Below are 16,348 nucleotides of genomic sequence, written 5' to 3'. Positions count from 1 at the left end.
GGGGAGTCAATCGACGATCATCTCTACCATAGAACGAACCTCCGATTCGATTGTGGAGAGTTCGCTCGCATCCCATTCGAATCCTTCATCGATACCTGCATCGGTGAACCGGAGCGAGGCACGCACATCACGGTCCGGATCGTGTTGAAGCAGGGCCAGTGCGTACGCGAGCATCTGAGGGTGATAGTAGTCAGCCAACTGGGCGGCCGAGGATAACGAGAGGTCGTTTGTCTTGTAGTCGATGATATGGTAGGCGTCTGGAGTGACAAGCAGTCGGTCGATATCCCCAACAATCCGCGATCCATCAAGTCGGGCGACGACAGAGTACTCATCGTAGGCAGCTTGGAGCTGTGTATTGGCCTCAACTTGGTCTACGAATTCGACTGCATCGGCGGCGTGATCGACAGCATCGCGAAGGTCGGTCTCTGTCGGCTCCTCGCCCGCCATCCGACTCAGCCGCTGAATCAATGCTGGCCACTCGTCTCTGGGCGGGCGGAGTTCGTTGATTCGGTGGACGACCGTTCCAAACGTCGTCGGGCTCAGACCGTCGGCTGACTCATCGGAACCAGTGTAACCGTGACCGTTCTCGGATGCGTCCGCTACCGCATTTACGAGAGTTGTCGCCGAGATTCGTTTCGCCGGCGCTTGTGTCTGTGGTGCGGGGATCGATATTTCAGGGTCCGTTTCCCCAGTCTCGTCATCGGGATGCCAGTCCACCGGCTGCGGTGGCTTCCGAACTGTATAGCTGGCGCCGTCTATCTGTCCACTAACCTGTCCCTCCTGAATCGCTCGCTGGAGAAGATCAGCATCAAGGAGCGCTGTCTGCAGCCAATCTCGCCACCGGGTTGCATCTTCGAAGGCAGAAGGCTCTCCGAGTGTGATAGCACCGCCATCATCAACGTCGATGTCGTGTGTCCCACAGAGCAAAAGATGATCTCGTGTCCGCGTACAGGCAACGTAGAGGAGCCGTTTTGACTCCGCTCGCTCCTGAGAGAGTGACTGCCGGTCGGCATACTCGTGAACGGCTGTCTTCTCGATGGAGAACGCATCGCTCGGACTTGGACCACCAACTGCCGGGACCGGAGGCGCGTCGTCAGTCCCTTCTACAAGTCGAACGTACCCATGATCGTCGATGGACCGGCCGAAGTTGAGGTCACTCCCGAGGTCGGGAACGGTGACAATCGGGAACTCCAGACCCTTTGCGGAATGAATCGTCATGATCCGAACGCCCTCGGCGTCACCCGGAATATCGGCTTCTCCCTCACGAGGATCAATTTCAGCCTGTCGGTCGATACGGTGGAGCAATCCAGCAGCGGTGTCTACCCCGTTCTCGCTCCAGGTGCGGACCTGATCACGGAACTTCTCGACGTTCGCGACAGCCTGCCGACCGCGTTCGTCGGCGCTCACGCTTGCCAAGTACCCGGTATCGTCGATCACCCGGGACAGCAGGCGGTTCCACCGAAGAACGCCATCCTCAGACGGCGTCGCACAGCCGCTGAGGATCCGCCACGTCGTGAGAAGGTCAAACGCGTCCGACAGCTGCGGATCGTCCGTCTTTGCAAGCGCATCCCACACTGACTCGGCCTCTGCGACTGCCGGTGCAAGTCGATCATCGGCGAACCCGAATAGCGGTGACCGAAGCACTCCATAGAGGGAGACATCGTCCTCTGGGTCACCAAGCACACGAAGCAGGTTCGTAAGCGCCTGGACCTCGGGTGTATCGTAGAACCCGACGCCACCGACGACAGTGTAGGGGATGTCGTACTCCTCGAGGGCGCGCTGATACCGATCCAGATGAGTTCGCCGACGAAGGAGGATTGCCGTGTCGTCGGGTGTAGCATCGCGATGATCCCCTGTGTCTGGGTCTTGGACTGTCGGCGGGTCGTTGAACAGGTGAGTCAATCGAGCAGCGAGGGCTTGAGCCTCGGCCTCGATGGTGTGGTCGAGTGCTCCTTCAGCGACCGGATGGTCGTCGCCGAAGAGCTCCGCCGCCGTTTCAGCGTCGTCGGGGACAGCGAGATACTCGACACTCCCGGTCAGTCCCGCGATGTCTTCGACACGGTTGCGCTCCGTAGACAGCGCCTGTGGTGGCGCTTCGTAGGGTTCGTGGGTGTCATCCTCCGGCTGGAAGAGATACTCAAAGAGCCCGTTGAGGAACGACAGTGGCTCGTCCAGCGTTCGGAAGTTCCCTGAAAGCTCGAGCGCCGTCGGACTCTCGGCGTCGCTGTCGGGGACGTCGTCGACACCACGGACTTCGTTGACGATCTGGAGTTCCTCGCGTGCCTCTCCGAACGTAGTCACGTCGGCCCCCCGGAATCCGTAGATGCTCTGTTTCTCGTCGCCGACCAAGAAGACGTTCGACGCCGTCCGCTCGTCGACGCCAGTGAGGAGCTTGACCAGCTCCCACTGCCGCGGGTCCGTGTCCTGGAACTCGTCGACCATCACAGCCGCAAACTGCTCTCGAAGCCGCTCCGTAACCGCATCGTTGGCTCGCAAGAACTCGAGCGTTGTCTCGATCACGTCGGGGAAGTCGAGCGTATCGCGGCGCTCCTTCTCGTCACTATAAGCTTCGAGGATATCGTCGAAGACCCACATCAGGGCAAGCGCGTAGTGAGCGCTATTTTTTTCCAGTTCACCGGGGGTCGTCTCGACTGCATCCGCGTGCGGTTCGACGGCCGTGATGACCGCGTCGATGGCGTCCTTCAGATCGTCGTAGACGTCACCGTACTCACCCCAATCGTCCCGGTCACCGACGACGTACCCGGAACTGCTGTACAGTCCGCCGTTCTTCTTCTCACAGACCTCGTAAAGCTCGAGGATTGCCCGCTGACAGTCGCGAGGATCGCTTTCCTCGGGGTCGTCAGGGAGTGTCGTCGCGACCTCGGTGAAGGCTCGGTAGGCCCGAAGGCCGTCCTCGTCGGAGATCACGGCTTCGCTATCGACGCTATCCGCAACCGAACGTAGCTGGTCGAGGAGTACGTCCGCATACAGCGTTTGTCGAGCGTCGACGACGTCGAGATCACAGACAACCTCCCAGCAGATCTCGATGTAGTCGTCGGCCTCGGCGTCACGCCACTCATCGAGGACGGCTTCGCTCTGTGGGCGTTCATCTAGTAAGCCAGCGAGTACATCGATCAACTGGTCGCGACCCCAGAGCTGAGCAAGAAGGGCGACATCCTCATCGTCTTGGTTGCGTTCGAGGAACTCCGTCACGACTTCGCGTTGGAGTGTCGCGGCGCCATCTTCGTCGAGCACGTCGAAGCCGAGCGGGACCGGAGCCTCGACAGCCCGTTCTCGTAAGAGCCGAGTACAGAACGCGTGAATAGTGTGTACGTAGCCGTCCTCCAGGTCGTCGAGGACGTTTCGCCAGCGGTGATAGGCCTCTGGCGAGTCGACAGCCTCGAGCCGGTCGTACACTTCCTCCCGAACACGCTCGGTCAGTTCGGCAGCGGCCTTTCGCGTGAAGGTAATCGTGACAATGTTCTCCGGTGTGAGCGACGGGTTCTCGGCCAGTATCGTCACGTACCGCTCGGTGAGTGTTGTCGTCTTCCCCGTCCCGGCGCCGGCAGTGATCGCGACGTTCCGACCCTGGACGAGCGCATCTTCCTGCTCCTCTGTGAGCTGGATATCCTCGCTCTCCTCAGTCATCGCTCATCACTCCCTCTATGTCTTCATCGTCACGGACACGGAGTGGCACGTACGCAGCGTCGTCATTGGTGACCTCGTTGACGAACTCCCGCTTGCGGTGATGTCGGATATCGCACGCCCGGCGATAATCACAGTACTGGCAGTTCGCACCGCGGGCCGACAGAAGCGTCGTATGGAATCGTCCGTTAGCGATCGCCTCGTCGAGCTGGCCCAGCCACTCCGGAACGACGTCATTCAAGAAGCGACGAAGTTCGACCTCGGAATCGAACTTCGACTCAACCCCGCGTGGAACCTTGAGGTCGTTGGGGGGTCGCACCTGATAGTACGTCGCCGAGAGCGAGCCCTGCTCGAACAGATCACCGTTGACGACCCCGGCGGCAGCGAGTAGATAGATTGGGAGCTGGAACTTTGTGCCGCCGGTCGTCTTCGTCATATACGGTGCCCGCCCGGTCTTGTAGTCGTACAGCGTAAGCGTCGGTTGCTCGCCGTCTCGACTCACATCGACGCGGTCGATGTAACCGCGAATCGAGACAGTCGACCCGTCAGATCGCTCAACCGAGAACGGGCCAGCATCAGAGTCGGGGAGCCCCTCGCCGAACGGAGCTTCGAACAGGTGTGGGCGCGCGGCGCCGTCCCGTGAGAGTTCGTTGTCGAGGAACGTGGCGAGCAATCCTCGTTCCGGCGCGTTGTGGGGTTTGCTCCCGGCCTCATACGGGGCCGTCTCATCGTCGCCGAGACCCGCGAACAACTCCGCCTTCCAACGTTCGTAGAACAGGCCGTCGTACTCGAAGTCAGCATCCCGGAGTTCCTCGACAGCGATCTCGCGAAGGTGCGTCGCCAGGTCGTCCCGGTCGAACTTAGCGAGATTGACACCATCCTCATTCTCGTCCTGCAGATCCGCGAAGAACCGTTCGAGGACATCGTGGACGTACGACCCGGTTTCGAGGGGTGTGGGGACAACTTCGACGTCGTCGGGGTCCTCGATTCCGAGTACCTTGTCGGCGTAGAACTTGAACCCACACTCGACGTATCGCTCGATTCGACTCGCGCTGTAGGGTTCCCGTTCCGACGGCGGGTACACCTCATCGACTGTCTCGGGTTCTAACACGCCATCGTGTTCGGAGAGGCCAGCCGTTCCCCTGTTGTCCGCACAGTGGAGTCCTCGATCAGTGCGCTTGGTCTGCTCGGGGGAGAGGTCACCCCGGTCGCCGGCGCGGCTGACTGCCGCACGCCGGTCGTCCGTTGCAGCGACGTGACGCTGGAGGTCTTCGCGGGAGCCCACGCGGTCGTCGACGCCGTCTTCAGGGTCGATGCCAGTCACGCGCTGGAGTTCGTCGAGGACCGGTGACCGGACGACGGCAGATTCGTCGTCGCCTGTCTCCGGTGTGGTGATCGTGAGCTCGTCGACGTTCGCGAGGAGCGTCGCGAAGAGATAGCGGCCACGGAGTCGTTCGTCGCCGGTGTCGAACCGCGGATGGGCGTCGGTCATCTCCTCGAAGAAGGCCGGTCGTTCCGGCGTCACCGGGAAGTGCTCACTCGTCAGTCCCACGAGGAACACCTTCTCGAACGAGCGCATCCGGGCGTCGAGCAATCCCATCACTTCGACGTGACCACCGGCGGCGCGCTGCGGAACCCGGATCGGCACACCGTCGAACGCACGGGTGAAGAGTGCCAACGGGGAAAGATCGCTATTGACCGCCGCCAGCGACTCGAACGAGGAGAGAACCTCGTCCACAAGGTCGTAGGCCCGCTGTTCGACGGCCTGCTCGGCGCCGCTGGCGTAGTCCTCCGTCGCCGCCTCCAGGTCGAAGCGGTCGTCCATCAGCCGTCGGAGGGTCTCGGTTGCGTCCTCGATGTCGTCCGTTCGGAGCGTCTCCAACGTGGCCAGCAGATCCTCGACCAAGGACGCGACCTCGCCGTCGACGTCATCGAGCAGGGGCGACACAGAAACGGTGTCGCGCCGGCGAGCAGCTGCCGTGACGGCGTTGGCTTGGTCGGTGTCGACGACGTCGACCAGCGGATTCGCTAACAAGGATGTGAGATCCTCAGCACGCGGGTCAGGTTCGGCCAGGTTCAGCAGATCGTGAACGACGCTCCCGGTAAACGTCCGGTTCAGCTGTGATGCGGCTGTCGTGACGTGGGGAATGTCGAACGTATCGAACGTGTCCTCGACGTACCCCGAATAGGCCTCCGTCCCTGGGACGACAACAGCAAGGTCGTCGGGATCGCGCCCACCGGCCAACTCGGTTCGGAGCTCGCGAGCGACGAAGCGAATCTCGCGCTCGGGCGTCGGGAGTTCCCGCCACCGGAGTCCGTCTGGAAGAGAGACGGTGTCAGGGTCCGGGCGGTAGAGTGACTCGGTAACCGTACCGAAGGCCCGTCCGGACTCGTCGACGGGCTCGAGATCCACTCTCTCAAAGTCCAGCGCTTCGTAGACCTCCAAGGCGTCCCCCGCAACAGTGTCGACTCCGCTCCGACCATCCTGGTGGAGCGGCAGCAGCGCGATCACCGGGAGTTCGTCAACGAGACGTTCGATGAGGCGGCGTTCGACAGGACGGAACTCATGATACCCCGATAGGACGACGACGTCCAGTTCCGGGGAGAGGGCCGAGAGTGACTTCTCTGTCGTCGCGACGGCGTCGAACATCTCTCCCCGGGTACAGGCCCACTCGTCGACGTAGTCGGCGTGGAGGTTCTGGTAGTGGCGGTAGGCGTCGACAGTCGCTGTCGCAATACGGTCATCGAGAACTGAGCCCTCGAATTCCGCAGCGAGCGCGTCGGCAGTCTCGACGCCGGCGTCGTCGAAGAGTGAGAAGCGACTACTAAACGAATCCGCGAGAGCGGCTGAGGCGGGTTCGCCGGCGAGAGCGCCATCTGTTTCGGCTGTTGTTCTGTCGAGTGCGTACTCTGCGAGCCGGCGATTCAACTGTCCGGAGAGGGGTTGGACCGGGCCCTGGAGATCTTCGTACCACTCTCGAACGACCGCATCGAGCGTCTCGGCACGAAGACGGAGAGGTTCGTGCGAAGCGGCCCATCTGTCCTCAACCGTACTCCGGCGAGCGTCGTTCCGCGTTATGTAGAGAATACTCCCCAGCGAGCCGGTTGCGATGTCGTCAGCCCGCTGAAATGCCCGTTGTTCCAATCGGGCGTGTTCCGGACCGGTAAGAAGCGTTGTATCCATCGAACAGTCCCTACCAAGATATCGGTCTCACTTCACTCTTGGCGAGACTGACAGCTTAAGAGTGTCCTACCGATAGGAGAATCAGCAGAGATCAACAGACTGTGGTCCTTCTAAACAGTCGGTACGTAATCACAAGATCTCGTGTGTATCCTCGCCGACTTGGGAGTGAGTATGGAACTCGTCCAATATATACAGGATTGACACATCAAATAAGGAGGTCAACTGTTGCTGATATCGGACGACATCTTTCTTATCTCCAGTCACAACCCGATGAAGCACCCCGCGTTCTGCAAGCCCTATTGCGTCAAGAAGCCACTGTGAGTCTACTGGAGGGATTCTGGACTCTCGAATTCCAATATGCTCATCAACGAGACCGCGGGCACGGTCCTGTTCATCGTAGGTGGAGGACATAACGTGGACAGTATCCATTAGTGCGGCTTTCCGCTCCTTTGCGTCGTAGAGAACACGATCTCGAAGGTCTTCGACACACCGTTTTGCATTCCGGGGAGTGATCTCACGCGAGGAAAAGTAGTTCTGGAAGTGTCGCACAAAGTGTGGCTTGGCCTGACTTCGAACCTCAATATTATCAAAGAAAATCTCTAATATCTTTTCGAACGAAAGTCCATCGTAGCGCTGTAAATCGATTTCCCGATTGTACATTGGGATATTGTCTTCCACATTCTCTTGAAAGTCTTCAAGAACGGTTCCAAACACGCCACCTGTATCGTCAGGGTCAACCTGTAGCTGATCGGGGCCGGATACAACTCGTGGCCCTCCTTTCGGGCGGCTGCAATACTCGTAGATCACAAACTCACTCGTGAAGAGCGTGTTATGACCGTCTAGAATACGCTCTGCTTCTACGGCCCACCGGTCGTGAGAAAACGTGAGTCCAATGAGGACGTTAGTGTCTACGAAGTATCTAGTCATTGGCCCGGATGGATATCTTCGTGTGCAATTCCCCGGCGTTCAAGAATCGGTGCAACAAGTTCGTCAGCTGCGCTCCGTTCAGATTCGAGTTCGGTCGCTAATCCAGAAAATTTGGCATCAAGATCTTGTTCTTCGAATTCGTCAAGTTTCAGGATTGCAGAACTCCGAGCCTGCTCAAATGAGGTTATACCGAGGTTCCTACGAACCTCTTCCTGAGACATTCCCTGGGCATGTCGTTGAGCAAGTTCGAGAGCAAATATACGCCAGAACGTTACATTCACCGTCATCAATTTGGAGGGGTCCGGAGAATGCGAATGGAGTTCTCGTGTGACCGCATTATACCACTTGATTAGCGGTCGGTCATACTCCGGGAATCGGTCGTTTGGAAATGATTCAAAAGTTTCGTGAACCGAACTGAGTACCGCTTCTCTACTTGGGTCAACCTCAAAGAAATCGTGATATTCTGTATGTAGCGTCCGGATTTTCTTATCTAATTCGCGAAAATCCCGCTGTACCTGATACGGCGCATCATCATACATTCTGTCTGTGAGCCATTCTAATCCATGCTCGTAATATTCAGAAATAGCTTCAGAGACAATAGAACGCAGGCGATCCTCAACTTCGGGCTCATTAATACTGGCTGAGGGGACAGTAGAGGGCGTAGCTGGAGAGACAGTACCAAAGAGATACCAGTAATACGGGATTTCGATGTCCAAATCTTGCTCGGCAGATTTGACATCAATACGATAGAGGAGCTTGTGAAGCGACTTTTTCGGCAGCGCATCCGCGGCCCCTCGTTCGTGATTGAGGAGGCGCAGAGTCGTTCCCAAGTCCTCGCGATTCATTATCTCTAATATCTAACGCTCGTTTTATAGAAGTACCGTCGAATCCCAGTAGACTATCCAACGACTGAGGGAAAAGTAATTCACACGAGACTTCCTTGTAACGAGATACAACGTGCCCATCTACAATCTATATAAAGAGCGGGAAGGGACGGCGCGACGCGGGGAGGACTATAAGGAAGTCGTCATTGAGTACATGGAAGGGCTGAATTACATGGTTGAGCGGGATTCAGCTTTCCACTCCACACTTGACGATATTCAGTTTGTGAACAAAGCTACGGGCGATAAAGTGGTAGCCGAGGCCAAAGCGTATTCCACAGGCCTCAGCCCGAACGATTTTAGAGACGAACTCGCCCGGTATTTCCTCGAATACATCAAACAGCCCCAACCCCACCGTTTTGATTTCTATATTTTTACGGAGACACTCTCTAATGACCAGCTCTGGAAAGCCCTATTCGATCGTGATGTCACCGATAATCAGAAACTGGTCGACTTCTACGAAAAACTCAAAGACAGCGTCAACGATGAGGTCGTAGATCGGCTAGATGATACCGATGTAGATGAGTTCCGAGATTTTGCAATCGATACCCATGTTTTCGTAGGTACATACGATGATCTCCGTCAACAAGCTCATCAACTCGAGAAAACAGAACGGTTCCAGTACGAACCATATCTTCACTCGTACGAACCAGTTACGGAAGAAACAGAATATGCGACAAATCTGTTTCAGGTAACCCACTACCCTGAGACACTGTACATCATAGAGACGACGGAGGAAGCCGAGTCAGCTCGCGTCTATAATTACAACAACGAGGCGTTTCCCATCAAGCTTCACGAGCGGAAGTTATATTCTCTGGTTCATCCGGACCATCTTCCAGGGTCTACTCGTCATTACCTCCACGAGGACCGTTTCGAAACACGAGATTTCGAGGAGTTCCTTCGAACGGGTGCTCAAGAGGAAGAGGGCGAAAACATCGTAAAATCGCTTCTCAGAGGGATATTTACACTTGTTGCGAGAGATAACGATTGTCTCATCGACCGTGAGAAAGGAACAACGGTATACCCAGAACTCGACCGCAAAAAGCACGGCACCGAGCGGAAACTAGGTCGATCTTGGGTTGCAAAGGAGTTAGACTCCTACCCCGATGTCATCCATCGTGGTGTCAAAGTACGAGTGCGACGCTATGCGGAAGAGTACTACTACGTTCTGCTACCCACACAGGTCTTCACTTCTGACGGTCGTCGGCCTGTAAAAGGCGAGCGTAAATCACGGCTCCAAAACGACTTCTCACCGAACCGCTTCCACGCCCAGAATAGTAAGTACGACCGCCAGCTGCGTGTCTGGGAAGAGCTACTGATGTCCGATCAGACCCAACTTGACCGATTTATGGGCGAAAAGATACCCGTCATAAAGGAACTCGAAGTAACCAGAGTTGACTCGCTGTTCCTCAATGTCCGCCCACCCAAAGACGGAGACGAACGTGACGAGCTCATCGAGTCAGCGTCTGATCTCGAAAACACAGGTGGAATTGAACAATGACGCCTCAAGATTCCCCGTTCACGCTTCGTCACCTCGAGGAGCCAGAGATTCAGTTTGAAGGGGGTACTGAAACCTCTCCCAAGCGAGGCCTTATAAGATATGGTCCACGGCTCTATGAGGAAGGACACCACACAATCAAACTCGGGATTATCGGCGATCGAGATTCGATACGCCGGTTAACTGAACTACTTCACGATATGGAGGTCGGGATCCATCCAGGAACAAGTGATAATCCGTGGCAAGTTCCGTATCCCGGCCTAGGTAAGAGTTCCCCGCTCAATCTCTCTATTAATGCAAAAAAGGGCTGGAGACGCCAGATTCGTCGACGGGACATCCAATCTGTTACGAGTAAATCAACCCCCAGAGACCGGATGGAGCGATTCCTGAAGCTAGTGCGGAAAGACATCGAGATAATCGAACGGGATTCCGTTCAGCCGAACGCAATCATCGTCTGTATTCCACAAGAAGTGATGGACGCGTGTACTCCAGAGAACCAGGACCATGCGCGAATCCAGTCGGAGGGTTCTGACCTGCGAAATCGAATCAAACTAATCGGGATGGAGGCTCGAATCCCCACACAGCTGATTAAGCCATCCACACTTGCGATCCGTACTGACCGACAGCGAGCATCTCGGGCCTGGAATCTCACAGTCGGACTTCTATACAAGTCTCAACGAGGGCATCCCTGGAAAACTCGGCAGATCGAAGATGGACACTGCTACGCAGGGCTCTCGTTCTACAGGGAGCGAGACGAAGGAGATGATGTAATCCGAGCTGCTCTTGCTCACGTCTTTCACGGACGGGACCATATTATCCTTCAGAGCGATCCACTCCCGGATATCACCGAGGATGAGAATGGATCTCCCCACCTCTCATATGAGGCGGCTAGACAGGTAGGTGAGCAGATTCTGGAATACTACGAAGCTCAGAAAGGGACACGTCCCAGCCGGTTCGTCCTTCATAAGCCATCTGTCTTCTGGGAAGAAGAGCGTGAAGGGTTACTTGATGCCACAGACGGTGTTCGCGATTTAGATCTAGTATGGGTTCGTAGGCGGCCAAAGATCAGGTTGTTCCCACCTACGGATTACCCCGCCATGCGGGGAACCCTCCTGAGCGTCCCTGATGACGACATCCACTATCTCTACACATCTGGATATGTCCCGGAAGAGACGACCTATCAGGGGAGTGGAGTACCATCACCGATTGAGATCCGGCCTGACGAGATTTGTGAGACACCCTCGTTAGAGATCTGTAAGGAGATTCTCTTTTTCACAAAACTCGACTGGAATACATCTGACTACGCAATTCGGATGCCAGCAACCGTGAGTGTTGCAAAGCGTGTCGGCACAATCCTTTCCGAAGTAGATACTGAGTCCATTTCAGAGGTTCGGCCACAGTATTTCTACTATATGTGAATCGGTGAGTGAGAGGCTTAACCGTCTGAATCAGGGATCTAGTTCATAACCAGCAGACCGCAGAAATTCGCGGATATGCTCAACCTCCTGCTTCTCCTCAGGGGAACTCGTCCCGAGTAGTTCTTCAATTACCTGCTCTCCATCCTCACAGAGAGTAATTGATTCATTGAAGGGGGTGTTCTCAAGTGGATCTCGTTGCTCATCGATCAGGATCGGCTGCCACCCACCCTGGTACTGGTATCGGTAAAGGGTGATAGTGCGGACGGTGTCATCGTCGACGAAGAAGCTCGTTTGTTCGCGTTCGCTGGCAACCGCTAACTTCCCGCTATCGAGATCTGCGCCAAAGTCCTCGTAATTGTGGAACTCAGCAGGAACCGGCCCATCGACCACGTGAGTGATGATTCCCGGCCAAGTGAACCCAAAGACGCGCTCAAAGAAGCTGACACCATTATCGTCGGGGGATTCAAACACGAGGAGAAGATCGCCCAGCTGGAGTTCTGTACCGTCTACGCTGATATGCGACGAATATGGATAGGCGTCGCCGTCGTCCAAGACTTCAATATCTGGCTTCGGCATATTGTCCGAGTCAAATCGGAGCCACAAAGAGATAGCTAACGGAGCACGCCAGATTTTCCCGAGCGTTCAAAAGTGCATCTCTCCCCCCATCCGGACCCCTCACGTCGGTTGGATCGACGTCGTATCCTTCTCGACCAATCAAGTCAACAGCAAACTTTCCAGTCTCGTACTGTCCCCGATAGCGCGGAGATTTGCTTCAAGAGCAGTGTTCAGCATCTATTGATTCATCTGGGAAGTCCATGCTTACAAAACTACCCAGCTACTGAGGCTGCTTTGTAGACTTCTCTCGGTTATCGAGGAATTGATCACACCACGTCGGAAGGGAATCCATCGGTCCATTTTCAGTTACTGTCCCATCGCCTGCAATCCGGGTAAACACGCCATCCCGCCCCCACGCACACACTACTGGCTCCTGGTCTTGGTCGGGTCGGGTCACGATTCGCTGTTGGAATCGCGACGGCTCCTCACTCACATCCTGCAGTACTGTGAGGAGCTGTCCTAGGAGTGGATGACCTGGCGCAAGATGCTGAACCGATGGGAACTCGTCAGCACATACAGCCGAGAACGTCACCGCCACTTCATCAGCAGCTGTCGCAATTGCCTGTGCAATCGTCTGTTCCCCATCCCCGGCTGGGACCTCAATCGGTGCGTCACCTACTGAGAGGCGATATGTACTGTTCGCAAAGTCGAAGTCCCCGTCATCGTACTCGAAGTCAATCTCGTGAACCGGGGTAAATTCGACACCGGCCTCGGCGAGAGCGTCGTTATCGACCAACACTGGCTGAAGGCTTGGTGTCTCGAATGGAGGTTGATACTCGTATTCCTCCTCGCCGACATCGACGAGATCCGGGTGACCGTAGGACTGCCACGCATCAAGTTTTGCTTCGTCGACGACGTCCTGAGCGACGAGGTCGTCAACGTCCTCAAGGGACTCTCCGACATCGACGCGGTCGCCCTGATCGCGTTCTTCGAGTTCTTCAGAGAACTCGCGGTCAGCTGATTCGACCGCAGCCTGGTCGTCAGCGCTGTCCGCGTTCAAGGTCGCATCCCGAATCTGTTGGCTGACGCCGGAGAGTATTGGTTGCATATCACCGACGACGTTTTCGAAGAGGCCAATTCGGTCGTCGAGGCGATCATAGATGTCCGTCTCAACCGTATCCTCGTAGCTGTAGTTGAGAATGCGAATCTCGTCGAATCGTTGGCCGATACGGTCAATCCGACCGATACGCTGTTCAACCCTCATCGGGTTCCACGGCAGGTCGTAGTTGATGAGCGCCCCACACTCCTGGAGGTTTAGCCCCTCACTCGCGGAGTCGGTACAAACGAGGATATCGACCTGCCCATCATCTCGTGAGAATTCACGCTTCACGCGCTCTTTCCCGACGTGCTTCCACGTTTCAGAATCGGGGTCGTACAGCTCGCCACCACGACCGGAGTACGTCGCGATAGTCGCTCCGAGAAGATCCGAGAGACTGTCCCGGATGAAATCCATTGTGTCCGCGTACTGCGTGAAGACAATCACCCGGTTGTGTCCAGCACGGTCCAGCTCGTCGAGGTCGTTGTATAGCTGCTGAATCTTCGGGTCTGTATCAACCAAGTCTAAGTCGTTGACGAACGCTTCCAGAGCCTCGATTTCTTCCTCGATAAGCTGTTTCCCCTCTTCAGTCACGCTCGGAATGAGTTCAGAGAGGTCTAAGTCGTCGCTACTAGCGTCGAGTTCATCAAGAACGTCCCCGTCGTCGAGATCGGCGTTTTGTAGCGTTTCGAGGACGACCTGCTCCGCATCACTATAGTCCCGATCACGAGCGCGCTCCCGCCCGGCAAGCACGGTTCGTTGCGCCCGGAGTGTCTCAAGCCGGTGTTTCAGGCTCTGACTGATCGCATAGACACTCGACGTGAGTCGCTGCCGGTACGTGGTCATCACGAACCCGATGGCGCGTGTTTGGGCTTCGTCAGTCTGTTGGGCTCGCTTGTAGAACTCACGGGTATACTCGTCGATCTGGTCGTAGACCGCCCGTGTCTCCTCGGTGAGTTCGATTTTCCGTTGTTCGGGATTACGGTTCGGAACGGTTGTATCGAGGAGCCCGACCGCCTCGTACTTCCGGAGTGTGTCCCGTGTATTCCGATGGATGAGCGCGTCGACGGGCGTCGACTCCGCGAGAACATCGCGGATAACTCGCCAACCGCCCGGAGAGAGTTCGTCAAGTGCGTCCTGCCGGTCGCTACGGGACGCCATCAACCACTCGTCGGCGTCTTCAGGATAGAGGAGTCGTTTGAGTTTCGTATCTTCGCTCGCCTCGAAGCGGTCGATGTCATAGTCCGCCATCGCGTCGTCGACGTGGTCGAGATAGCCGTCGTAGGTGTCTCCATAAGCCCGTGCGAGCCGGCACGCGGTCAGCACACGCTCTTTGGCGATGGCACGGTCCTGTCCGTCCTCATTGATCTCGAGCTCGTCTGCAAGCTGCTGGAAGGCTTTTGAGGAGAATGGTCGATCTGTCGGGAGCCGGTCCTGGTGTTCCAGTCCATCGAGCGTGGCTTGCGTGTTCCAGGAAGCCTCCGCTTCGTCGGATTCTGAATTAGGGTTGTCGAGAACCTCGTTGAGGGCTTGCGACAGTCCGTCTCGGGTTTCGAAGAATTCCACGAAGGTATCCCGGTTATCCCAACCACCCGGAAGATCCAACAGCTGCATCAGATCGTAGAGCTCGCCAGAGTGCAATTGCATCGGAGTAGCAGTCAGGAGGTAGTAGGCGTGCGTATAATCGCGAAGCTGTTCGAGAAGGACGTAGAAATTACTGCCGCGCCGGGCGTTGTGCGCCTCGTCGACGATGACGGTGTCCCACACACCCATCCGGTCTTCCGTATCGTGATCACGTCCGCGACAGCTTGCCGGGATGACGTCCCGAGACCGGTCGGATACCCGGTCCAAGGGAGCGACCTGATCCCATCGATCATCGAGACGAGCAGTGTGCCACGACATAATGACGACCGTCGGCCCATCCAGCGGCGATGATGCGTCGGTGTCAGTCGACTGTTGCTCGTAGAGGAACCGCCAGATGGGGCTGTCCGCCCACTCGCACTCGCCGGTGAGGTCGAGGTCCGTTGTCGATGGTGGATAGTGGTCGCGACCACGAACGTCCCGGAAAACGTGATCGCCCGCTGTGTCCCGGTCGAATTGAACGGCATTGATGTTGAACTTCTCCCAGAGCTCTTCCTGCCACTGTCGCTGCAGACTTGCCGGAACCAGCAACAGCCCGGTTTCGAGTTCGCCAGTGAGGCCTAGCCGGGAGAGCGTCAGGCCGGCCTCAATCGTCTTCCCAAGTCCCACCTCGTCACACAGCAGGAAGCTCTGCGGATACGTGTTCACGAGTGTGTCTGAGACAACTCGTTGATGAGGCCACGGCGTGATCGTACTCGCTTCCTCGGCCAGTGCGAGCCCACCGGGCGAGAGTGGTCCATCCTGAATGATGTTCGCTTTGTCGCGGCCCGTCGGCGGAGCTGTACCGTTCGCAATCTGGATCGCTTCCTGGAGATCGCTCTCGGTGTCGGGAGCTTTCCAATCGATGATGTCCTCTTCGATCGCCTCGGGGAGATCATACACTTCGACGAAGGGGTGTTCATCACTCCACAGTCGCTCGAAGGTTTCCTCGTCGCCGGCGACGTAGCCCGCCTGTTCAGGAACCCACGACCGATGAACTTTGAACCGCTCGTAGTTGCGTGCCCAGCCGCCGACAGTCTCGTTGACGCTACCTTCGAACGAAATCGTGTTTCCGTCGCTATCGTGGAAGAGTCCAACTTTCGGATGGAAGATCTCCCAGTCGTGAGAGGGAGAGCGTGGATAGGCGACCTTGATGTGGATCCGTCCCTCGCGGAGGAGACGCGCGAGAATACGGAGATTCGCATCCAAGCGTTCGTCATCCAGGTCCTCGAGGTTTTCCTCGAGACGGTCGGTGAGCGTCTCAAGGACCGGTCGGTCTGATTCGTAGAGGTCGGTGCCGACGATGAGGCGCATTTCACCGTCGTTCTCGACGAGGGCGTGAACACCGTTGGCAGCAGCCGCAAGTGCCGTACTGGAGAAGTAACCCGCTATCCGGTCGTATTGCTGACTGCGTTCCAGTGCGGGTTCGTAGAAATCCTTGACTAAGTGGGCTCGCCCCTGTTCGGGTTTGCTCTCGTAGATGGACTGCCACTTGTGTTCATGTAGATTAGTCATGCTGGAGGG

Annotated in this window: 8 protein-coding genes; 2 read left to right on the top strand and 6 right to left on the bottom strand. The window is 56.7% G+C overall.

Annotated features, from left to right (window positions below):
• Positions 1 to 6: 6 nt before the first annotated feature.
• From E4S61_RS18935 to E4S61_RS18920, 4 genes are all read right to left on the bottom strand, one after another.
• A complete protein-coding gene (locus tag E4S61_RS18935; RefSeq protein ID WP_135305498.1) occupies positions 7 to 3,648 on the bottom strand; it encodes a UvrD-helicase domain-containing protein in 3,642 nt (1,213 codons plus the stop codon).
• Positions 3,641 to 6,829 carry a PD-(D/E)XK nuclease family protein gene (locus E4S61_RS18930; RefSeq protein ID WP_245180853.1) on the bottom strand — a complete coding sequence of 1,063 codons (3,189 nt, stop codon included), beginning with the start codon at positions 6,827 to 6,829 and terminating at the stop codon, positions 3,641 to 3,643. Before E4S61_RS18930 ends, E4S61_RS18935 begins: the two co-directional genes overlap by 8 nt.
• A 129-nt stretch (positions 6,830 to 6,958) precedes the next feature.
• Positions 6,959 to 7,756 (bottom strand): PIN domain-containing protein, encoded by a 798-nt coding sequence (locus E4S61_RS18925; protein ID WP_135305497.1) that lies wholly within the window; start codon positions 7,754 to 7,756, stop codon positions 6,959 to 6,961.
• Positions 7,753 to 8,601, bottom strand: coding sequence for a hypothetical protein (locus E4S61_RS18920; protein WP_135305496.1), 849 nt, complete (start codon positions 8,599 to 8,601; stop codon positions 7,753 to 7,755). Before E4S61_RS18920 ends, E4S61_RS18925 begins: the two co-directional genes overlap by 4 nt.
• Before the next feature lie 112 nt (positions 8,602 to 8,713).
• On the opposite strand from E4S61_RS18920, the gene E4S61_RS18915 reads away from it, so the two are divergent.
• Both E4S61_RS18915 and E4S61_RS18910 read left to right on the top strand, forming a co-directional pair.
• Positions 8,714 to 10,138 (top strand): hypothetical protein, encoded by a 1,425-nt coding sequence (locus E4S61_RS18915; RefSeq protein ID WP_245180851.1) that lies wholly within the window; start codon positions 8,714 to 8,716, stop codon positions 10,136 to 10,138.
• Entirely contained in the window at positions 10,135 to 11,553 is a 1,419-nt protein-coding gene (locus E4S61_RS18910; protein ID WP_245180849.1) for an argonaute/piwi family protein, read from the top strand. The genes E4S61_RS18915 and E4S61_RS18910 overlap by 4 nt, the downstream gene beginning before the upstream one ends.
• Before the next feature lie 30 nt (positions 11,554 to 11,583).
• On the opposite strand, the gene E4S61_RS18905 is transcribed toward E4S61_RS18910, so the two are convergent.
• Together E4S61_RS18905 and E4S61_RS18900 are read right to left on the bottom strand one after the other, a co-directional pair.
• Positions 11,584 to 12,129: a hypothetical protein gene (locus E4S61_RS18905; protein ID WP_135305495.1), complete on the bottom strand. Its 546-nt coding sequence runs from the start codon at positions 12,127 to 12,129 to the stop codon at positions 11,584 to 11,586.
• 259 nt (positions 12,130 to 12,388) lie between these two features.
• Entirely contained in the window at positions 12,389 to 16,339 is a 3,951-nt protein-coding gene (locus E4S61_RS18900) for a helicase-related protein (protein WP_135305494.1), read from the bottom strand.
• Positions 16,340 to 16,348 lie beyond the last annotated feature (9 nt).

Source organism: Haloarcula amylovorans (genome assembly GCF_004681185.1).
Classification (GTDB): domain Archaea; phylum Halobacteriota; class Halobacteria; order Halobacteriales; family Haloarculaceae; genus Haloarcula; species Haloarcula amylovorans.
Note: the sequence above shows the minus strand (reverse complement) of the source record. Positions and strands in the feature narration are given on the sequence as shown.